General features: G+C 63.2%; 13 protein-coding genes. 7 read left to right on the top strand and 6 right to left on the bottom strand.

From position 1 onward, the window contains the following. The first annotated feature begins 45 nt into the window (after positions 1 to 45). On the top strand, positions 46 to 1,005 hold the full coding sequence (locus AACH87_RS08910) for a hydroxyacid dehydrogenase (RefSeq protein WP_338798446.1): 960 nt from the start codon (positions 46 to 48) through the stop codon (positions 1,003 to 1,005). A gap of 96 nt (positions 1,006 to 1,101) precedes the next feature. Beyond that, on the top strand, positions 1,102 to 1,905 hold the full coding sequence (gene hpaI / locus AACH87_RS08905) for a 4-hydroxy-2-oxoheptanedioate aldolase (RefSeq protein ID WP_338798444.1): 804 nt from the start codon (positions 1,102 to 1,104) through the stop codon (positions 1,903 to 1,905). 238 nt (positions 1,906 to 2,143) lie between these two features. Here hpaI and pmbA read toward each other — a convergent pair whose 3' ends face one another. Continuing rightward, a complete protein-coding gene (pmbA, locus tag AACH87_RS08900; protein ID WP_338798443.1) occupies positions 2,144 to 3,586 on the bottom strand; it encodes a metalloprotease PmbA in 1,443 nt (480 codons plus the stop codon). Positions 3,587 to 3,650: 64 nt separating this feature from the next. Here pmbA and yjgA point away from each other — a divergent pair, with 64 nt between their 5' ends. Genes yjgA through AACH87_RS08885 form a run of 3 tightly spaced genes read left to right on the top strand, consistent with a single transcriptional unit; the run spans position 3,651 to position 5,330 of the window. Next, positions 3,651 to 4,316, top strand: coding sequence for a ribosome biogenesis factor YjgA (yjgA, locus tag AACH87_RS08895; RefSeq protein ID WP_338798442.1), 666 nt, complete (start codon positions 3,651 to 3,653; stop codon positions 4,314 to 4,316). Beyond that, positions 4,309 to 4,917, top strand: coding sequence for a molybdopterin adenylyltransferase (mog, locus tag AACH87_RS08890; RefSeq protein ID WP_338798441.1), 609 nt, complete (start codon positions 4,309 to 4,311; stop codon positions 4,915 to 4,917). The genes yjgA and mog overlap by 8 nt, the downstream gene beginning before the upstream one ends. Before the next feature lie 56 nt (positions 4,918 to 4,973). Continuing rightward, complete coding sequence (locus AACH87_RS08885) at positions 4,974 to 5,330, top strand: PilZ domain-containing protein (RefSeq protein WP_338798440.1); 357 nt, start codon at positions 4,974 to 4,976, stop codon at positions 5,328 to 5,330. A gap of 82 nt (positions 5,331 to 5,412) precedes the next feature. Here AACH87_RS08885 and cysE read toward each other — a convergent pair whose 3' ends face one another. Together cysE and AACH87_RS08875 are read right to left on the bottom strand one after the other, a co-directional pair. Further along, entirely contained in the window at positions 5,413 to 6,195 is a 783-nt protein-coding gene (gene cysE / locus AACH87_RS08880) for a serine O-acetyltransferase (protein ID WP_338798439.1), read from the bottom strand. A 33-nt stretch (positions 6,196 to 6,228) separates the two neighbouring features. Continuing rightward, positions 6,229 to 7,041: an RNA methyltransferase gene (locus tag AACH87_RS08875; protein ID WP_338798438.1), complete on the bottom strand. Its 813-nt coding sequence runs from the start codon at positions 7,039 to 7,041 to the stop codon at positions 6,229 to 6,231. A 171-nt stretch (positions 7,042 to 7,212) separates the two neighbouring features. Between AACH87_RS08875 and AACH87_RS08870 the strand changes: the two genes are divergently transcribed. Beyond that, positions 7,213 to 8,160 carry an inositol monophosphatase family protein gene (locus AACH87_RS08870; protein ID WP_338798436.1) on the top strand — a complete coding sequence of 316 codons (948 nt, stop codon included), beginning with the start codon at positions 7,213 to 7,215 and terminating at the stop codon, positions 8,158 to 8,160. An 80-nt stretch (positions 8,161 to 8,240) separates the two neighbouring features. On the opposite strand, the gene AACH87_RS08865 is transcribed toward AACH87_RS08870, so the two are convergent. The 3 genes from AACH87_RS08865 to AACH87_RS08855 all read right to left on the bottom strand — a co-directional run bounded on the left by AACH87_RS08865 (position 8,241) and on the right by AACH87_RS08855 (position 17,489). Then, on the bottom strand, positions 8,241 to 9,371 hold the full coding sequence (locus tag AACH87_RS08865; protein WP_338798435.1) for a two-component system response regulator: 1,131 nt from the start codon (positions 9,369 to 9,371) through the stop codon (positions 8,241 to 8,243). 24 nt (positions 9,372 to 9,395) lie between these two features. Beyond that, a complete protein-coding gene (locus AACH87_RS08860; RefSeq protein WP_338798434.1) occupies positions 9,396 to 14,246 on the bottom strand; it encodes a PAS domain S-box protein in 4,851 nt (1,616 codons plus the stop codon). A gap of 693 nt (positions 14,247 to 14,939) precedes the next feature. Continuing rightward, on the bottom strand, positions 14,940 to 17,489 hold the full coding sequence (locus tag AACH87_RS08855; protein ID WP_338798432.1) for an EAL domain-containing protein: 2,550 nt from the start codon (positions 17,487 to 17,489) through the stop codon (positions 14,940 to 14,942). Between the two features lie 265 nt (positions 17,490 to 17,754). On the opposite strand from AACH87_RS08855, the gene mutS reads away from it, so the two are divergent. After that, entirely contained in the window at positions 17,755 to 20,382 is a 2,628-nt protein-coding gene (mutS, locus tag AACH87_RS08850; protein ID WP_338798431.1) for a DNA mismatch repair protein MutS, read from the top strand. The last annotated feature ends 118 nt before the right edge of the window (positions 20,383 to 20,500 follow it).

Below are 20,500 nucleotides of genomic sequence, written 5' to 3'. Positions count from 1 at the left end.
CCGCTTCCCTCTCACTTTTTTGCCCTCACCTCGCACACCTTCCGCATGAGCCAAGCCACTTTCCACGTACTCGTCACTGCAGCGCACTGGGCCCCGGAAGCCCAGGCCATCGTCCAGGCCGCTGGCGGCCAGATCCACTTCATGGCCGAGCCGGTGACAGAAGACCTGCTGGTGCAGCGGCTGGCCGAAACCGGTGCGCAAGCCCTGGTGGTGCGCGGCATCAAACCCATCACACAGCGGGTGCTGGAGGCCGCGCCCGCCCTGCGCATCGTGGCCAAGAACGGCGCGGGCATTGACGGCATTGACCTCGAAGCCGCCCGCCAACGGGGCGTGGCCGTCACCGTCGCCCCCGGTGCCAACGCCCGGGCCGTGGCGGAACACGCCATTGCCCTGATGTTGTCCCTGACGCGGCAATTGCCCTTGCTGGACCGCATGGCCCGCACGGGACAGTGGGCCCCCAGCACCTGGCAGGGGCGGGACTTTCGCGATGCCACGGTGGGCATCATTGGCTACGGCAGCATTGGCCGCGCCACGGCCCAACTGGCCAGCGCGCTGGGAGCCAAGGTGCTGGTGCTGCGCCCCGCAGGCCAAGCCGATGGCTTTGACACCGAGCCCGAGCTGGACCGTCTGCTGCCGCAGGTCAACATCCTGAGCCTGCACTGCCCGCTGACGGAGCGCACGCGGGGCTTGATCGGTGCGCGCGAGCTGGCGCTGCTGCCGCCCGGCAGCCTGCTCATCAACACGGCACGCGGACCGGTGGTGGACGAAACCGCACTCATCGAAGCACTGCGCAGCGGCCACCTGGAAGGGGCTGGACTGGACACCTTTGATGCCGAACCCCTGCCCGCCAGCCACGCACTGTGCACGTTGCCCAACGCATTGCTCACGCCCCATGTGGCGGGGGTGACGCGGGGGGCGTCTCTGGCCGTGTCCACCATCACCGCACGCAATGTGGTGGACCACCTAGCGGGGCCTGGGGCCATTGCAGCGCACCGCGTGGCGTGAGGATCTGCGCCCCCCTACACTCTGAGTCGCATCAGCGCCCCTGATCCGGAACAGCCATCCCACCCAGTTCAGTCAACCCTGTCTCCCTTTACCAGCATGCCTGCACTCAACCCCTTCAAAACCGCCCTGGCCGAGCGCCGTCCGCAAATTGGCCTGTGGCTTTCCATGGCCGATGCCTACTTGGCAGAAGCCGCTGCCACCTGCGGCTATGACTGGCTGCTGATCGACGGCGAACATGCCCCCAACGACCTGCGCACCACCATGGCAGCCCTGCAGGCGGTGGCAGCCTATCCCGCCCACCCCATCGTGCGCGTGGTGGAGGGGCAAACCGCCCTCATCAAGCAGATGCTGGACATTGGGGCCAAGACCCTGCTCGTGCCCATGGTGGACACGGCAGAGCAGGCCCGCAGCATCGTTGCTGCCACGCAGTACCCGCCCCAGGGCATTCGCGGCGTGGGCAGTGCGGTGGGACGCTCGTCGCTGTGGAGCAGCCGCAGCGACTACCTGAACGTGGCGGACGATGAAGTCTGCCTGCTGGTGCAGGCCGAAACCGTCACGGCCCTGACCAATCTGGAGGCCATCTGCGCAGTAGACGGCGTGCACGGCGTCTTCATCGGCCCGGCCGACCTGGCCGCATCCATGGGCCACCGCGGCAACCCCGGCCACCCCGAGGTGCAGGCCGCCATCGAGGGTGCCATGAAGACCATCATCGCCAGCGGCAAGGCCGCCGGCACCCTCACGTCAGACCCCGCACTGGCACAGCGCTACCTGGACCTGGGCTGCACCTTTGTGGCGGTGGGGGTGGATGTGCTGATGTTCACCGGCGCGGCCCGCAAGCTGCGCGGGCAGTTTGCCGGGGGCACAGCGGCCGCACCGGCCAAAGCCAGCGCGGCATATTGATGAAAATGACCGCTTGCGCTTATCCATCAAGCGCAAGCAGCTATTAAAAATATAGCAATCCTGGTGCATGGTTCAGTGGCACGCCATCAGCCGTCTCAGTGAATCAGCCGTCTCAGTGAATCAGCCGTCTCAGTGAATCAGTGAATCAGTGAATCAGTGAATCAGTGAATCAGTGATTCGGCCCATAAAAAAAGCTCCTGAGTTTCAGGAGCCTTTTTGCTTGGGGCATGCAGGACGATCAGCTGCCCGCCACCTTCATGCGGTTGACCAGAATGGAGCCCACGGTCTTGGCACCGTAGTTGTAGGCATCTGCGCCCACCGCCTCAATCCCCTTGAACATGTCCTTGAGGTTGCCAGCGATGGTGATCTCGTGCACCGGGTAGGCAATGCGCCCCTTTTCCACCCAGAAGCCACTGGCCCCGCGTGAATAGTCACCCGTCACGTAGTTCACGCCCTGCCCCATCAGCTCCACCACAAACAGGCCCGTGCCCAGCTTTTGCAGCATGGCGTCGAGATCGTCCCCTGCCTGCGTCAGGCGCGATGTCAGCGTCAGGTTGTGCGAGCCACCGGCATTGCCGGTGGTCTTCATGCCCAGCTTGCGGGCGGAATAGCTGGAGAGGAAGTAGCCCTCCACGCGCCCACCCTTGACCACGTTGCGCCGGGCCACCCGCACGCCTTCTTCATCAAAAGGAGAGCTGCCCTTGCCGCCCAGGATGAAGGGGTCTTCCACGATGTCGATGTGCTTGGGAAAGACCACCTTGCCGAGCGAGTCCAGCAGGAAGCTGCTCTTGCGGTACAGAGAGCCACCGCTGACGGCCTGCACAAAGCCCCCCAGCAGGCCCGCAGCCAGCGTGGACTCGAACAGCACAGGGCACTCGGTCGTCGGAATCTTTCGGCTACCCAGGCGGCTCAGGGCGCGCTGCGCGGCGTAGCGCCCCACAGCCTCGGGCGAGGCAAGGTCTGCCGCGTTGCGCATGGAGCTGTACCAGGCATCGCGCTGCATCTCTGCGTTCTTGCCCGGCAGCGAAGCGATGGGAGACACCGAGAAGCTGTGGCGCGAGCTGGCATAGCCGCCCCGAAAGCCGCGTGTATGGGCGCTGAAGAAATGGCTTTGCTGGGCCGACACGCCCGCGCCTTCGCTGTTGGTGATGCGCCGGTGGGTTTTGAAGGCAGCCTCTTCGCAGGCCTTGGCCATCTCGGCCGCTTCCTCGCTGGTGATGGCCCAGGGGTGGAAGAGCTGCAAATCGCGGTGCGTGTCCGTGGGGGCAATGTCCTGCGCATCGGGCAGGCCCGCCACCGGGTCTTCGGCCGTGAAGCGGGCAATGTCGTACGCAGCCTGCACGGTCTGCTCGATGGCTTTTTTGGAGAAATCGGATGTGCTGGCGTTGCCCCGGCGATGGCCGATGTAGACCGTCACGCCCAGAGACTTGTCGCGGTTGCGCTCGACGTTTTCCAGCTCACCCTTGCGCACGCTGACCGACAGGCCGCAGCCTTCAGAGGCCTCGGCACCGGCATCCGTGGCTCCCAGCTTTTTGGCATGGGCCAGCGCCTGGTCCACCAGCTCTTCAAAGAAGGAGCGGCTGTAGCTGAAACCGCTGGCAGGTGTTTGGGACGAAGCGGGGGCCTTGGCAGCAGCCTGGGCGCGTGGGGCGCTTTTGGCGCGGGAAGAAGGTTTATTCATAGCGGCAGCTATGATACTTGCCACTGTGGCGCACTCGCCGCCACCTCTCTCTTTGTCCCCACCCATGTCACGCAAACCCAAAAAAGGCTACTTCGTGAAGGGCCATTTCGTTGCTGAAGGCAGCGAACTGGACCTTCAGCTCAAGGCCGAACTCAAAGGCACGCCCGATGCCAGCCGTACCGATCTCAAACGCGAAAGTGATGCCCTGCAGGAGCTGGGCAAGGAACTGTTGACACTTCGCGCCGACCTGTTCGACTCCGTAGGCCTGCCCGACAAACTGGTGGACGCCCTGGCCGAGGCCAAGCGCATCACCAACTTTGAAGGCAAGCGCCGCCAGATGCAGTACGTGGGCAAACTCATGCGCAAGCTGGAGCCCGAGGTGGTGCAGGCCGCACGCACCGCGCTGGAGGAACAGCACAAAGGCTCTGCCAACGAAAAGCTGCGCCTGCACCTGGCCGAGCAATGGCGCGACCGCCTGATTGCTGATGACGCAACGCTGCCGCTGTGGATGGACGAGTACCCGGACACGGACACACAACAGTTGCGCGCACTGATCCGCCAGGCACGCAAGGATGCCCCACCCGTGGACAAGGCGGCGGTGTCGCAGGGCCTGGCCCCCCGCAAGGGCCGCGCCTACCGCGAACTCTTCCAGCTGGTGCGCGAACACCTGGGCGGCACAGGGCTGGAGCGTGAAGACAGCGCGAACACCGAGGAAGACAGTGATGAGTGAAGCAGCCTCGTTGACTTATGACGCCGTGAAGATCGGCATCGTCTCGATCAGTGACCGCGCCAGCACCGGCGTGTATGAAGACAAGGGCCTGCCTGCGCTGCAGGACTGGCTGGGCCGTGCGCTCTACAACCCCGTTAGCTTTGAAGCACGACTGATTCCGGACGAGCAGGACACCATCAGCGCCACGCTGATTGAACTGGTGAACGCAGGCTGCAGTCTGGTGCTGACCACGGGTGGCACCGGCCCTGCACTGCGCGATGTGACCCCCGAAGCCACGCTGGCCGTAGCGCACAAGGAGATGCCGGGCTTTGGCGAGCAGATGCGCCAGATCAGCCTGAAATTCGTGCCCACGGCCATCCTCTCGCGCCAGGTGGCAGTGATCCGCGACCAGAGCCTCATCATCAACCTGCCCGGCCAGCCCAAGGCCATTGCCGAGACACTGGAAGGCCTTAAGGATTCAGAGGGCAAATCGCTGGTGCCTGGCATTTTTGCGGCGGTGCCTTACTGTATCGATCTGATCGGCGGTCCCTACCTGGAAACACGCGACGAGGTCTGCAAGGCCTTCCGCCCCAAAAACGCTGTTCGCGTACGGCCCGCCTGAGCGGATGACCGAGCGACGCCGGGCACCGCGCCAGTGCCCGGACAACTGTTGATGCCATGAATTCCCCACTCTCGATTCCTTCCCACGACGAGCGCCGCAGCCAGGAACGGCGCATCCTGAGGGTGCAGGCCGAGCTGCTCATCGCTGGCCGCCCTTCCATGTCCGTGCGCACCATGGACATCAGCGAAGGAGGTATCAGTGTGTTGTGTGCAGTGAACCTGCCAGCACGCACCGAGTGCACAGTGCGCGTCTCCTTGCCGATTCCACCCACAGGCCGCAAACCTGTTGAGCTGCGTGCCGTGGTGCGCTACAGCATTCTGAGCAGTACCGGCGGTGGTTTTCAGCTGGGCATGAGCGTGCCCACCACGGACGAAGCCACCAAGGCAGCCATCAAGCAGTACATCAAGAACTGATGGCACATGGTGCGTCGCCCACATGCAGCCACCATGTGCATGGTGACGTTGGTTGACGCGTTCAGGAGTCGTTAGGCCCAGGTTACTTGCCCACCAGTTCGTTGAGCTTGCTGGCCTCGAACTGCTCCTTGAGCGCGGCATCACACGGCACGCAATCCTGCGTTTTCTGCAGCACGGACAGCTTTTCAATGGCCTGCCACAGCAATGTGATCTGGTGCTCCTGCGAGGCAGCGTTGTCGATCAGCCCGCGCATGGCTTGCGAGAGGGGATCGTCTTCCTGGGTGATGCCGTAGGCCGTGAATTTGGGCTTGGGTTTTGCCTCCTCGGTCACGTCGGCACTTTGCCCTTCCTTGGAGGGGATGATGCGTGCAGGAATGCCCACCGCAGTAGCCCCGGCAGGCACCGGCTTGATCACCACGGCGTTGCTACCAATCTTGGCACCATCGCCCACCTCAAAGCCGCCCAGCACCTTGGCCCCTGCGCTCACCACCACATCCTTGCCCAAGGTGGGATGGCGCTTGGCGCCTTTGTACAGAGAGGTTCCGCCCAGCGTCACACCCTGGTAGATGGTGCAGCCGTCACCAATCTCGGCCGTCTCACCGACCACCACGCCCATGGCGTGATCAAAAAACACCCTCTCGCCGATTTTGGCTCCAGGGTGGATTTCGATGCCGGTGAACCACCGCGCAAAGTGCGAGATGAAACGCCCCAGCCATTTAAGACCATGCCCCCAGCACCAGTGGGCAGGCCGGTGCAGCCAGACGGCGTGCAAGCCGGGGTAACAGGTGATCACCTCCCAGGTACTGCGCGCTGCAGGGTCACGGTCAAGAATGCACTGGATGTCGGAGCGCAGGCGGGCAAACATGGATGTGTTGTTGTTGGAATATGGAAATGCAGTCTAGCGCTTTGCCTGAGCGGTTTCGATCATGGCTTTGGCGACACCACGCAGGATGTGGATTTCTTCAGGGCTGAGTTGCGCACGGTTGAAAAGCTGGTTCAAGCGCGGCATGAGCTTTTTGGGAGCCGCCGGGTCCAGAAAGCCGATGGCTGTCAACGCCTGCTCCCAATGCGTCAACATGCCCCCTACCTGCGCAGCATCGGCCAGCACCCGCGGGGGAGTCGCGTCCTGCACTGCAAACCCGCCCAGGGCCTGACGCCAGTCGTACGCAATCACCTGAATGGCCGCACCGAGGTTGAGCGAGCCAAAGCGGGGATTGGTGGGAATGGACAGCGCTACATGGCAACGGTAGACATCTTCGTTCGTCATGCCAAACCGCTCGGAGCCAAAAAGAAAGGCGACGCCCGCCTGGCTTGCGGGCGAGGTGTCAAGCGCCGCATCGTCATCATTTTCTAGAGCACTTTTGCCCTCTAGCGCACGCTGCTCAAGCGCAAGGCGCTCACTTTTCAATAGCATTTCAAAATGGGCCCTGGGCTCCACCGTGGGCGGGCCAAAGTCCCGCGGTGTCATGGCCGTGGCACACAGGTGGCTCATGCCGTCCAGCGCTTCATCCAGAGTGGCGACGATGCGTGCTTTCTCCAGCACATCCAGCGCGCCGCTGGCACGCTGGATCGTCTCTTCCCGCCGCAGCACGTTGGGCCAGCGCGGAGCCACCAGGACCAGATCGTCAAAGCCCATGACTTTCATGGCGCGTGCGGCGGCACCGACGTTGCCGGCGTGACTGGTGTTGATCAGGACAAAACGGGTCTTCATGGGCGGGGGCTGTTCGTGCTGTTAGGTAAAAACCAGCGGTGCAGTTAAAATAGAAGGCTTATTGTCGCCGCCCGCATCGCCCGGCAGCGATCACCGCTCATGATCCGCAAGACATTTAGCGTATGCCATCGGTACCGCTGGCAACCACGGTCTTGCTAACCACCACAATTTATGTCGTCAAATCTGCACCCCATGCTCAACGTGGCCATCAAGGCCGCTCGCGCCGCCGGCGCCATCATCAACCGCGCGGCCCTGGACGTGGAATCGGTTCGCATCTCGCAAAAGCAGATCAACGACTTTGTGACCGAAGTGGATCATGCGTCTGAAAAGACCATCATCGAAACCCTGCTGACCGCCTACCCCGGTCACGGCATCCTGGCCGAAGAATCCGGCAAAGAGTACGGTGCCAAGGATTCGGACTTCGTCTGGGTGATCGACCCCCTGGACGGCACCACCAACTTCATCCACGGCTTCCCCGTGTACTGCGTGAGCATCGCCCTCACCGTCAAGGGCAAGGTCGAGCAGGCCGTGGTGTACGACCCCACCCGCAACGACCTGTTCACTGCCACCAAGGGCCGTGGCGCCTACCTCAACGAGCGTCGCATCCGCGTGAGCAAGCGCACGCAGTTGAAGGACAGCCTGATCTCCACCGGCTTTCCGTTCCGCCCAGGCGACAACTTCAAGAGCTACATGAACATGATGGGCGACGTGATGCAGCGCACTGCTGGGTTGCGCCGCCCAGGCGCAGCAGCGCTGGACCTGGCCTATGTGGCGGCAGGTTTCACCGACGGCTTCTTTGAGACGGGCCTGAGCATCTGGGACGTGGCAGCCGGTTCGCTGCTGGTGACCGAAGCCGGTGGTCTGGTTGGCAATTTCACGGGCGAGGCAGACTTCCTCGAACAGCGCGAATGCCTGGCTGGCAACCCACGCATCTACGGCCAGTTGGTGCCTATCCTGGGCAAATACAGCAAGTTTGCCAGCGCAGGCGACAAGGCCGCCGTGCGCCAGGCCGCTGGCGAAGAAGCCATGGTTGCGTCCGCAGAAGACGCCACAGCCAACGACAGCACTGCGCAGGATACGGAAGGCACAGCCGCTGCCAAGGACGACGCACCGTTCTGAACGGAAAGGCAGCAACCCTCAGGCAATTCCTGAGGAGCTCTCACAGAACGGGCCCTTCAAGGGCCCGTTTTTGCTGGATCTCATTCGGGATCAGGATACTTGAGCGCAATGTTGCGGAAGTCCTCGGCAATGTCCACAAAGGCGTCCACCATGTCGGGGTCAAAGTGGGTGCCCTTGCCCTTGAGGATGGTGCTGCAGGCTTGTTCGTGTGAAAACGCCACCTTGTAGACCCGCTTGTTGATGAGCGCGTCATACACATCCGCCACCGCCATCAGCCGGGCAGACACCGGTATGTCGTCGCCCGCCAGCCCCAGCGGGTATCCACTGCCATCCCATTTTTCCTGATGGCTGTACGCGATCTCCTTCGACACGCTGAGGAACGCCACCCGCATGCCCAGTCTGCGCTCTGCATCCTCAATCGCATCCCGCCCCAGCGTGGTGTGGGTCTTCATGATCTCGAACTCCTCCACCGTCAACTTGCCCGGCTTGAGGAGAATGCTGTCCGGTATCCCGATCTTGCCGATGTCATGCAGAGGGGCCGACTTGTAAAGCAGGTCGATCATGCGGTCTGTCAGTACCGCCTCGAACCGCGGGTGGTTGCGCAGCCGCTCGGCCAGCGTCTTGACGTAGAGCTGTGTGCGGCGGATGTGGTTGCCGGTTTCGTTGTCGCGGGTCTCTGCCAGAGACGTCATCGCCATGATGGTGACGTCTTGAATCGCCTGCACTTCCAGGGTACGCAAGGCCACCTCGCGCTCCAGATAGGCGCTCTTGTCTCGCAGGAAGTCGGCCGTGGCCTTGAGTGCTAAGTGGGTGTTGACGCGTGCAAGCAGGATCGGCGGGCTGATGGGCTTGGTGATGTAATCCACCGCGCCGAGACCCAGCCCCATGCGCTCGTCATCAGGGTCTGAGCGGGCGGTGAGGAAGATGATGGGTATGTCGCGCGTGCTGGCGTTGGCCTTGAGTTTGCGACACACCTCATAGCCATCCATCTCCGGCATCATGATGTCGAGCAGCACCAGATCCGGAGGGGTATCGGAGAGAGCGATCTTCAACGCCTTTTCGCCGTTGTTGGCCACCTTGACCATGAAGTGCTCGCGCAGCAAGGTCCCCATCAGCGTCAGGTTCTCAGGCGTGTCATCCACCACCAGCACAGTGGCGATGTGCTGGTCCACCAAAGTAGAAGAGTTCACGACAAAAGGCGCTTTTTCCATAGGCATTCCTGCTGAGTACACCGTTCAGAGAACCTCGCCGCCATCACCCTGCAAGGGGGCGATGAGCTCCAGAGCCAATTCGAAATCAAAATTTCTCACGCGGGACTGGAGCTCGGTGAAGGCATCGCCTGTCACCGTCTGGATTATTGTTGCATTGTGTTGCAAAAACTCTGTCGCCGCCGGGTCATCCCTGAGCAGCAGGTCTTGCAACCGGGCCAAAGCCTCCTCAGGAGCCAGTTCTGGAGTGGTGCTGCCTGCCTCTCCCGCGCGGGAGTCCTGCGCGCCATCCGGAGCATCCGGCAGGCGCACCCAGGCCTGCAGCCCCGCCAGCAGTGGCTCCATGGAGGCCGCCAAGGTGCCCAGGAGCGGCATGAACCTGTCACTCGACCCCAAGACCGATCCTGCGCCTGAATAGGAGCGCAACGCAAGCTCCAGCGCCTGCGCTTGCTCAGAAACGTCCAGTGCGCCGATATTGGCTGCCACAGAGCGCAACGTGTGGGCCAGCCTTTCTGCCAGGGCGAGATCCCCCGCAGCAATGGCGGCATCCATTTGCGACAAGGTGCCCGACTGCGTTTGTGCGAACCGGGTCAGCATGTCGGCATAAAGAACGGGCTTGCCCAGGGCACGCTGAAGTCCCAGGGTCGTATTCAGCCCAGGCACCACCGGTGGCCAGCCCTTGAGACGCACGGCTGGAGGTGACACGACGGGAGCCTGCGAAGCCGGAGCCGCAGCCGCTGCAACCACCGGAACCTGCCCCAACCCTTCTCGCGGGCGAATCCACCGTGCGAGCGCAGCCCACAGCGCAGCGGGCTCAATGGGCTTTGCCACATGGTCGTTCATGCCGGCGGCAAAACAGCGCTGGCGGTCCGACTCCATGGCGTTGGCTGTCATGGCAATCACTGGCAAGTCTTTGTAGCGGGGGTTGCGCCGCAACTGCCGGGTGGCGGTCTCGCCATCCATGACAGGCATCTGCATATCCATCAGCACCACGTCATAGGCGGTGTGCTCCAGCCGTTCCAGCGCCATCTGGCCGTTGTCGGCCACATCGACCACAAAGCCTGCGTCCCTGAGCAATTCCACAGCCACGATCTGGTTGAGTTCGTTGTCCTCCACCAGAAGCACCTTGGCCCCGCGTACGGCCACAGGCAGAGCATCTGCAGCCGGTGCCGCAACGGGAAGTCTGGCAAGGCGCAAACCACTGCCATCCCATGGCTGCATCAGCGTGTCGAACAGTACCGAGGCGTTGACCGGCTTGATCAGCACGGTATCGATGCCTTCAGCCCGCGCAGCCTTCATCACATCTTCACGGGCATAGGCGGTCACCATGAGCATCTGCGGTACCTTGGGCATGCCCAAAGTGCGAATGTGCCGGGCCAGCTCCACCCCATCCATGCCGGGCATGTGCCAGTCGAGCAGCAGCAAGGCATAGGCATGGTCCTGCTCCATCGATGCGCGCAGCATCTGCAGGGCTTCCAGGCCCGAATGGGCCTGCTCCACCTCAAACCCCATGGCATTGAGCATGTCTGCGAGCACGGTGGCCGCGGTCTGGTTGTCGTCCACCACCAGTACACGGCGCCCCTGCAGGTCTTCGGGTGGCTGCAAGGTCTTGGCGGGAGCACCACGCTCCAGAGGCACCGTCACCCAGAACGTGGAGCCGCGCCCGTATTCGCTGCGCACCCCGACGTCCCCTCCCATCAACTCCGCGAGACTCTTGCAGATGGCAAGGCCCAGGCCGGTGCCGCCATAGCGGCGCGTTGTGGAAGTATCGGCCTGCTGAAAGCTCTGGAAGAGCCGCCCCATCTGCTCCTGCGTGAGGCCGATGCCCGTATCGCGCACCTCAAAACGCAGCATCACGCGCTGGCTGCTCTGCTCCACCATGCGCACCACGATGCTGATCTCGCCCTTGTCTGTGAACTTGATGGCGTTGTTCGCGTAGTTGATCAGAATCTGCCCCAGGCGAAGAGAGTCGCCCAGCAGGTTTTGCGGCACATCGCTGGCCACATCGCACACCAGCTCCAGTCCCTTGACGCCCGCCTTGTAAGCCACCACGTCCGCCACACTCTCGAGCAGGCGGTCCATCACGAAGGGGTGCTTTTCTACCGAGAGCTTGCCCGCCTCGATCTTGGAAAAATCCAGGATGTCATTGATGACCCCCAGCAAATGCTGGCCTGCCTGCTGGATCTTGCTCACATAGTCGTGCTGGCGCGGTGTCAGCCCGGATTTGAGCGTGAGGTGCGACATGCCGATGATCGCGTTCATGGGCGTGCGGATTTCGTGGCTCATATTGGCCAGGAAGTTGGACTTGAGCGCAGTGGACTCCTCTGCAAGTTCCTTGGCGCGCAGCAGGTTCTGCTCGGCCAGCTTGCGCTCGGTGATGTCCACAAACGTGCCAATGGCCCCGCCGGGCGAGCCATCGGGCTGCGAGAAACCATGCAGCCAGAACAGGGTGTGGTGCATCTGCCCATCGGCATAAGGCAAATCCACCTCCTTGTGCACCGCCTGCTGTCCACCACGGGTCAGTTCGGCATCGTGCTCCAGTTCCTTGCGCAGGGCGGCGGGAAGGAAGGGGAGGTCATTCACGGTCTTGCCGATGTAGTCAGCGCTGCGGATTCCAAATGCCTGCTCGTAGGCGCGGTTGAACCCGATGTAGCGCCCATCCGCGCCTTTGTAAAACAGGGGCACAGGAATGGCATCGATCAGCGCCTGCTGGAAATCAAGCTGTGCAGCCACCTGGGCCTCCAGCTGCTTCTGGTCATGGATGTCCACATTCACACCCACCACCCGCACCGCCTTGCCTTGCGGATCACGGAAGATTCGGGCCGCCTCAAGGAACCAGCGCACTTCTCCGTCGGGTCTGACAATGCGCCACGAGTCCCGCAGATGGTCCCCGTCCCCCTGCAGGCATTCATCAAAATAGGCCCGGGTGCGGTCGCGGTCCTGTGGATGCAGGCAGGCCAGCCATTCGTCGCGCGACTGCGGCTGCTTGCCAGCATCAAAGCCCATCATCACGGCCAGCTTTTCTGACCAGAGAATGCGGCCACTGAGCAGGTCCACGTCGAAGACTCCGATCTTGCCAGCCTCCTGGGCCAGCTCCAGCCGCTCATGGGCCTCGCGCAGCGCCACCTCGGCCTTGCGGGCTTCACTCACGTCTTCTATCACCCACAGCGACGCATTGGCAAAGCCCTCCATCTGCAGGCGCCGACCGGAGAGCCGGGCATCAAACGTGCTTCCATCGGGCCGGTAGAGCGTGGCGGTTTCCCGGACCGCCTCGTCGGGTGCAAGGCCTGGCATGACGGCCGCCCTGAACGCCTCAAAAGGCGTGTCCCCTCCAAACAGAAAAGCAGCATGGCGCCCCAGAAGCTGGGAGGATGTTTCTCCCATCAGCTCCACAAAGGCGGGGTTGAATTGCCTCAGCTGCTTGTCGCAGATGAGCACGATGGGGGGCGCATTGTCGAAGATGGCCGTCTGCTGCTCCAGCAGTTCGTTGAGCAGTCGCTCACGGCGCTGCAACTCCGCCTGCGAGCGCATGCGCTCTGAGACCTCCTCATGCAGGCCCACAATGGCTATGCGCTTACCATGTGCATCGAACACCGGAGAAAGCGTGGCCTCATCGTGGTAAACGCTGCCATCGCGCCGCTTGTTCACAAAATGGCCGCGCCACGACTGGCCCGAGAGCAACGAACCCCACATGGCCTGGTACGTCTGCGCAGAAGTCTGCCCACTGGCCACGATGGAGGGTTTGCAGCCCCGCACTTCCTCCAGCGTGTAGCCTGTGTTGCGCTCGTACTGGGGGTTCACCCACTCAATGCGGCCATCGCCGTCGGTAATGACGACAGAGACCGGGCTGCTTTCCAGCGCCGCACCCAGGACGTTGAAACGCTCCTGAGCCGCAGCCACCTGGGCCCGGCTACGCAGCAGATCGAGCAACAGCAGACCCAGCAATCCAAACACCACAAACGCAGCTGCTCCTACCTGCAGGCGCAGATCCACGGGCATCAGGCTGCTGATGTCGTCCAGCACCACCAGCTGCCACTGGCCTCCGGGGTCACGCAGCTCAATCGTCTTGTGGGCCACAGCATAGGGAACACCATTGAGCACGGCCTGCGATGCATCCGGCAAAAACGGAAGGGCTGAAGCCACACCGTTGTCAAAATGCTTGCCAAACTGGCGCGAAGCGCGGACCGCATCAATGCGGGCCTGGGTCAACGGCGGCGCCACGGCAAACAGCCACTCGGGCCGGGTCGACGCAAACACCACCCCCTGCGGAGACAGCAACAAGGCGGGCATGCCGACGCGGGAGAGCACGCCATCGAAGACTTCAAAGCCCACCTTGAACATCACCACACCCACGATGCCCCCGGAAGGAGAATCCATCTCGTACAGGGGAGCTGCGTAGTAAAGACCACGCTCATGTGTGTTGGCCCCCACAGCTGCATACACGCTGATGCCGCCCTGGATGGCCTGCTGGAAGTAAGGACGGAAGGCCAGATTGATGCCCGTGGACCGCTGACCGGCCGTCTCATGGGCCACGACGGTTCCGTCTGCCGCCATCACGTAAACGCCCTGTACCAGAAAGCGCTCACGGGCCACAGCCAGCCGTGCCAGCGCTTGCGGGTAGTCGGGCGGCACTGAGCCGCGAGCCATGTCCTTGAGCAGTGGCTCGCTAAGCCCCAGCAGCGACACCGCCCCCAGCATGCCCGACCCCATGGCCTGGTAGTTGAGCGACTCCACCGTCTGCTGCAGCTTGCTCTGGACATCCTCCGCCCTGTCGGCCGCACGCCAGCGCGCCACGGCCTCCACCGTCAGCCAAGCCGCAAGAAAGGCCGCCAGCACCACCAGGCTCAAAGCCTTGATACTGCGGGCTTCCCTGTCCATGGAGCGGCCCGCAAAAAAAACACCTCCAGACTTCACGCGCACCTCCGCAACACGGCAGATTTACGTGCACTGCACAACCCCCAACCCACGAATCCGCATGACTCAACGCACATCATTCGCTCCTGCTGGCTGTTAGAACCTGTTCAAGATCTTTTTGGGGTCGCACAAGTGTCTTGCCGGGCGCCCGGCTAGGGGATGGGCTGCTAGGCGCAGCGCGCCGCCAATAGCCCGTGCTATTGGCAAGCGGTGCAACAACGCAGACCGCCCGGCAAGCCACTTGCCCGCAGGGTTGGAGTGAAATCGGGTGATTGGACGCCCCGGCTGCTTGCATGGGCACCAGCCCATGCGGCGCACCCGAAGCATCCACTCATCCCGATTGCACTCCAATGCGATCCCCAAAAAGATCTTGAACAGGTTCTTAGAACCCGTTCGACATCTCTTCGGGGCCGTACAAATACCTTGCCCGTAGGGTGGGAGCGCCCTCCCCCCAAAGCCCTGGAACCAGTTCGTCAACACGCTGACCTGCCGGATGACGCACTTGTCTGCGCTCGGGCAGGCCCAGCCCTTACTTGGAGCGGCTCACAAAACTCTTCTGGCGTCGTTGCCGCGTCTTGTCGCACTACGCGTACTGCCTGCGACGCAGCGCCTGGCCCGAACCGCTACGCTGAGTTTTGTGAGCCGCTCTTACTTACTTCATTCGTCCGGAAAGACGAACGCGTCCATCTCCTCGATGGGCACCGGTCTTCCAAAAAGGTACCCCTGAAACCCCTCACACCCGTGCAGCCGCAAAAACCCCAGCTGCCCCGCCGTCTCCACCCCCTCTGCCACCACCTCCAGATCCAGGCTCTTGGCCAGCGCCAGTATCGTCCTCACTATCGCCGCATCGTTGGGGTCGCTCAGCACGTCCCTCACAAAGCTCTGGTCTATCTTCACCTGGTCCAGTGGCAGTCTCTTGAGGTAGCTCAGGCTGGAGTACCCCGTGCCAAAGTCATCCAGCGCAAAGCCCACGCCTTCTTTCTTGAGCTGTTCCATCCTCTCTATGGTGTCTTCTATGTCTCCCAGCAGCAGGCTTTCCGTGAGTTCGAGCTTGAGTTTGCGGGGATCTGCCTGGCACGCTTTGAGGGTACCCAGCACTTGCGCTGCAAAGCCGGGTTGCCGAAATTGCCGGGCGCTGACGTTGACCGAGAGGCTCAGGTGGGCTGTGGCGGGGTTGTGAGCCCATTGGGCCAGTTGGCTGCAGGCGGTGTGCAGTACGGTTTGCCCCAGCGGCAGGATGAGGCCTGTCTGCTCTGCCAGGGGGATGAAGTCTGCGGGGCTGATCATGCCGCGCTGGGGGTGGCGCCAGCGGGCCAGGGCTTCGGCTCCGACGAGTTTGCCGTTGTGGTCCACCACGGGTTGGTAGTGGACGTGGATTTCTTCTCGCGCCAGGCCCTGGCGCAGGTCTGCTTCGAGGTTGGAGCGGGCGTTGACGGCCGCTTGCATGTCGGGGTCGAAGAAGCGCTGGGTGTTGCGGCCTGCGGCTTTGGCCTGGTACATGGCCAGGTCTGCGCGTTTGAGGAGTTCGTCGACGGTGAGGCGTTGCTCTCCAAAGAGGGTGATGCCTATGCTGGGGGTGCTGTAGTGCTGGCCTCCGTCGAGTTCGAAGGGCTGGTTGAGGCTGGTCAGGAGTTTGTCGGCTACGACTTCGGCCTGGGCTGCGGCCTGGCTGAGGTCGGTGCTGAGGTTTTCCAGCATGACGACGAATTCGTCGCCTCCGAAGCGGGAGACGGTGTCGGTCTCGCGCACGCAGCCCACCAGCCGGGCGGCAACCTGGGACAGGAGCTGGTCTCCCATGTCGTGCCCCAGGGTGTCGTTGAGGTCTTTGAAGTTGTCCAGGTCGATGAACAGGAGTGCGCCCTGGGATTTGGTGCGCTGGCCTGCGGCGATGGAGCGCTGCAGTCTGTCCAGCAGCAGTCTGCGGTTGGGCAGCCCGGTCAGCGCGTCGTAGAACGCCAGCCTCTCTATCTCCTGCTCTGCCCTCTTGCGGTCCGTGATGTCCATCGTGAAGCCATGGGACAGCACCGTGCCATCGGGTTCCTTGTGGGGCACCGCACTGGTCATGTGCCAGCGCACGCTGCCATCCGGCATGGTCACACGGTACTCACACTGCCAGGGCACCATGCGCCGCACCGAAACCAGCGCCGAGCGCCGCAACTGGGGAGCGTCCTCGGGCACCACGTGCTTGAGCAACAAGCCATGGTCACGCGTCACATCTGCCGGAGACACCCCCAGAAAGTTGCGCACGGCCTCGCTGATGTACTGCACGCTGGCGGTGGAGCCATCTGCATGCAGCCGGTACTGGTAAATGAAGCCGGGAATGCGGCTGGCAATGCGCTGGATGAACAGCAACTGCTCACGCAGCTGCTCGGCCGCACGGTGTTCTTCCGTGACGTCCTGCACCACCCCCATCTGCACCGACATGCCATCGCGCGAGAGGGAATGCCGCACGCGTGATCGCATCCACCGGACTTCCCCATCGGGCCTGCGCCAGCGGTATTCCATGTCCGAGCCATCGCCCAGGCGACAGGCACTGTCAAACACAGGGCGGTCTTCCGCAGGGATTCCACTCACGGCGCGCGCCGGGCTCACCCATTCCTGGCGTTCAAAGCCCGCAATGTCACACAGACCAGGAGACCAGAGCAGCACCGTCTCGCCCGGGTCTTCAATGCGGCGCCAGTGCCCTGCGTGCGCCAGACTCTCCATGGTGTTGAACACCTCGGTCTGCTCTTGCAGGTCCCTGCGGGCGTCTTCCAGGGCACTTTCAGCACTGGCCAGGGCTACACGCAGGTTCTCGGCTTCCGAAGCATCGCGCACGCTCACCACAATGCACTGGTCTGCCACACGCCTTGCCGACAAATCCCATGCCAGCTGCACCCGTGTGCCTTCGCGCACCACCTGTCGGCAATCCAGGGGAACACCCAGCCGTGCCACGGCACACAACTGCTCTACCAATGAGGTGCCCGCCAGCAGGTCAAACACCACATCGGCCAGCACGCCCTCTTCCCGCACCAGCCCCAGCCCGGGCATGCGGCGCGCAGTGGCATTGGCCGCCCAAAGAAACAGCCCCTCCTCTTCCAGACGAAACTCCAGCAGTGCCACCGGCACCAGATCCAGCACGGCCTGCATGCGCCCATGGGCATGGGGGCCCATCAGGCTGTCGCCATCGGGGTAGAGGAGATCGGTCAGCAGTTCAGAAGAAATCACGATCGCGCTGGAGCCTCTGGATGATTGAAAAAAGGGGAACCAGTAACTGCACAGGAAGGCACACAAAAATGCTTTTGCGTGCGCCACGGCTCACAGTATGTCAAAAGGTAACAGCAAAACGGAACAAACTGTCAGAGTTTTGTGAAACGAAGGCCTCCCCAGGCGCCCGCTCAGCCTGATACAGTCCACGCCTCATCGCGGCAGCCCCGCAGGGCCTTCTTCTGCCGTTCGTCCGTCCCGCACCCATTTTTCGTTGACGCACCGCATGTCCGACACGTTCGAACACCACACCCCCATGATGCAGCAGTACCTTGGCCTCAAAGCCTCGTACCCGGACACGCTGCTGTTTTACCGGATGGGTGATTTCTACGAGGTGTTCTGGGACGACGCAGAGAAGGCCGCGCGCCTGCTGGACATCACCCTGACCCAGCGTGGCCAGTCGGGCGGGCAGCCCGTGGTCATGGCGGGGGTGCCCTTCCATGCGCTCGAAAACTACCTGGCCCGGCTCATCAAGATGGGTGAATCCGTCGCCATTGCCGAGCAGGTGGGCGAGGTGGGCGCAGCCAAGGGCCCGGTGGAGCGCAAGGTGGTGCGCGTGGTTACCCCCGGCACGCTGACGGACACCGAGTTGCTATCGGACAAAACCGAATCCATGCTGCTGGCCGTGCACCAGGGCCCGCGCGCGCGCTGCGGCCTGGCGTGGCTGAGCGTGACGCAAGGCCGCGTGCACCTGGCCGAATGCACCCAGGACGAGCTGGCCCACTGGCTGGGCCGCGTGGCGCCCAGCGAAGTGATCTACAGCGCGGGCGTCACCGAGCGCTTTGAGCAGCAACTGCAGGTGATGCGCCAGGGCGGCGTGTTCACCTGCCCCATGAGCCTGCGGCCCGACTGGCAATTTGACAGCGCCCTGGGCGAGCGCAAGCTGCTGGAGCACCTGGGCGCGGCCAGCCTGCAGGCTTGGGGCGCACACGGGCTGGGCGAGGCGCACGCCGCCGCCGCCGGGCTGCTGGCGTATGCAGAGCACACCCAGGGCCGCCAGCTCACGCATGTGCACACGGTGCAGGTGCAGCGGGGCGACGACCTGATCGACCTGCCAGCCACCACCCGGCGCAACCTGGAACTGGTCAAAACCCTGCGCGGCGACGACGCCCCCACCCTGTTCTCGCTGCTCGACACCTGCATGACAGGCATGGGCAGCCGCCTGCTCAAGACCTGGCTGCTGGAGCCCCAGCGCGACCGCACCGAGGCACGCAGACGTCTGTCAGCCACCACGGCACTGCGAGGTGCCGGGGGTGCGGGCGGCGGCTCGGGCCCCTGGGCCACGCTGCGTGGTGAACTCAAAGGCGTGAGCGATGTGGAGCGCATCACCGCCCGCATCGCCCTGCGCCAGGTGCGCCCGCGTGAGTTGGTGGCGCTGTGCAAGACGCTACAAAAAGCAGAGCTGCTTGCGCACAATGCACAAGCGCCAGAGCCCTATTTGGCCCAAATTTTCAGCCACCTGCAGCCGCCCGCAGGCTGCACCGACCTGCTGTGCCGCGCCATTGCCGAAGAACCCGCCGCCCTGGTGCGCGATGGCGGCGTGATTGCCGAAGGCTTTGACACCGAACTGGACGAGCTACGCGCCATCCAGACCAACTGCGACAGCTTTTTGCTGGAACTGGAAACCCGCGAGAAAGCGCGCACCGGCATCCCCAACCTGCGGGTGCAGTTCAACAAGGTGCATGGCTTCTATATTGAAGTGACGAGCAGCCACCTGGCCAGCGTGCCCGACGACTACCGCCGCCGCCAGACGCTGAAGAACGCAGAGCGCTTCATCACGCCCGAACTCAAGGCATTTGAAGACAAGGCCCTGTCGGCCAACGAACGAGCACTGGCCCGCGAGAAATGGCTGTACGAGCAGATCCTGGACCAGCTGCAGCCCCATGTGCCCGCCCTCACACAACTGGCGCAGGCCCTGGCGGCGCTCGATGTGCTGTGTACGCTGGCCGAGCGCTCGCTCACCCTGAACTGGTGCGCACCGCAGTTTGCGCCCGAGCCCTGCATCGACATTGAAGGGGGCCGCCACCCGGTGGTAGAGGCGCGGCTGGCCGAAACGTCCAACGCCAGCTTCATCGCCAACCACACGCGGCTCAATGCCAACACGCGCATGCAGATCATCACCGGCCCCAACATGGGCGGTAAATCGACCTACATGCGGCAGGTGGCGCTGATCACGCTGCTGGCCTGCATGGGCAGCCATGTGCCCGCCACCAGTTGCCGCATTGGCCCCATCGACGCGATCCACACCCGCATTGGCGCGGCGGACGACCTGGCCAACGCGCAGTCCACCTTCATGCTGGAGATGACCGAGGCCGCGCAGATATTGCACGCCGCCACGCCCCACAGCCTGGTGCTGATGGACGAGATTGGCCGCGGCACCAGCACCTTTGACGGCCTGGCCCTGGCCAGCGGCATTGCCACGCACCTGCATGACAAGACCCGCGCCTTCACCCTGTTTGCCACGCACTACTTTGAATTGACCGAGCTGCCCGCCAAGGCGCGCCACGCCGTCAACATGCATGTGAGCGCAGCCGAGGCAGGCAGCGACATTGTCTTCTTGCACGAAATCCAGCCCGGCCCGGCCAGCCGCAGCTACGGTATCCAGGTGGCCAAGCTGGCTGGCATGCCATCGCCCGTGCTGCACCACGCCCGCCATACCCTGGCTGCGCTGGAAGAGCGTGCGGGGGAGAACGATGTGCAGGTGGACCTGTTTGCCGCCCCGCCCGAGCCCGAAAATGCCGGTGCCAGCCCGGTGGAGGCGGCCTTGTCCGGCATCAACCCCGACGCCTTGAGCCCCCGGGAGGCGCTGGACGCGCTGTACCAGCTCAAGCGCCTGCTCGGCCCTGCTGCTTGAATCAGCATAAAATCGGTGCCTAGCGCTTTCTAAATAAGCGCGATCAGCTATATTTTTTATAGCAAATCTTTATCTCAAGCGCTGGATGCAAAAGCGCTACGCCCTCCTGGACTGAGGT

This window comes from Acidovorax sp. DW039 (assembly GCF_037101375.1).
Taxonomy (GTDB): Bacteria; Pseudomonadota; Gammaproteobacteria; order Burkholderiales; family Burkholderiaceae_C; genus Acidovorax.
The sequence above is the reverse complement of the archived record's forward strand: the minus strand, read 5'-3'. Positions and strand labels throughout refer to the sequence as shown.

Bases quoted from the DNA above. Each gene is read 5' to 3' on its own strand.
- AACH87_RS08910 (WP_338798446.1), top strand. From the start codon at position 46: ATGAGCCAAGCCACTTTCCACGTACTCGTCACTGCAGCGCACTGGGCC.
- AACH87_RS08865 (WP_338798435.1), bottom strand. From the start codon at position 9,371: ATGGAAAAAGCGCCTTTTGTCGTGAACTCTTCTACTTTGGTGGACCAG.
- AACH87_RS08870 (WP_338798436.1), top strand. From the start codon at position 7,213: ATGTCGTCAAATCTGCACCCCATGCTCAACGTGGCCATCAAGGCCGCT.
- mutS (WP_338798431.1), top strand. From the start codon at position 17,755: ATGTCCGACACGTTCGAACACCACACCCCCATGATGCAGCAGTACCTT.
- hpaI (WP_338798444.1), top strand. From the start codon at position 1,102: ATGCCTGCACTCAACCCCTTCAAAACCGCCCTGGCCGAGCGCCGTCCG.
- pmbA (WP_338798443.1), bottom strand. From the start codon at position 3,586: ATGAATAAACCTTCTTCCCGCGCCAAAAGCGCCCCACGCGCCCAGGCT.
- mog (WP_338798441.1), top strand. From the start codon at position 4,309: ATGAGTGAAGCAGCCTCGTTGACTTATGACGCCGTGAAGATCGGCATC.
- AACH87_RS08860 (WP_338798434.1), bottom strand. From the start codon at position 14,246: ATGGACAGGGAAGCCCGCAGTATCAAGGCTTTGAGCCTGGTGGTGCTG.
- AACH87_RS08875 (WP_338798438.1), bottom strand. From the start codon at position 7,041: ATGAAGACCCGTTTTGTCCTGATCAACACCAGTCACGCCGGCAACGTC.
- yjgA (WP_338798442.1), top strand. From the start codon at position 3,651: ATGTCACGCAAACCCAAAAAAGGCTACTTCGTGAAGGGCCATTTCGTT.
- cysE (WP_338798439.1), bottom strand. From the start codon at position 6,195: ATGTTTGCCCGCCTGCGCTCCGACATCCAGTGCATTCTTGACCGTGAC.
- AACH87_RS08885 (WP_338798440.1), top strand. From the start codon at position 4,974: ATGAATTCCCCACTCTCGATTCCTTCCCACGACGAGCGCCGCAGCCAG.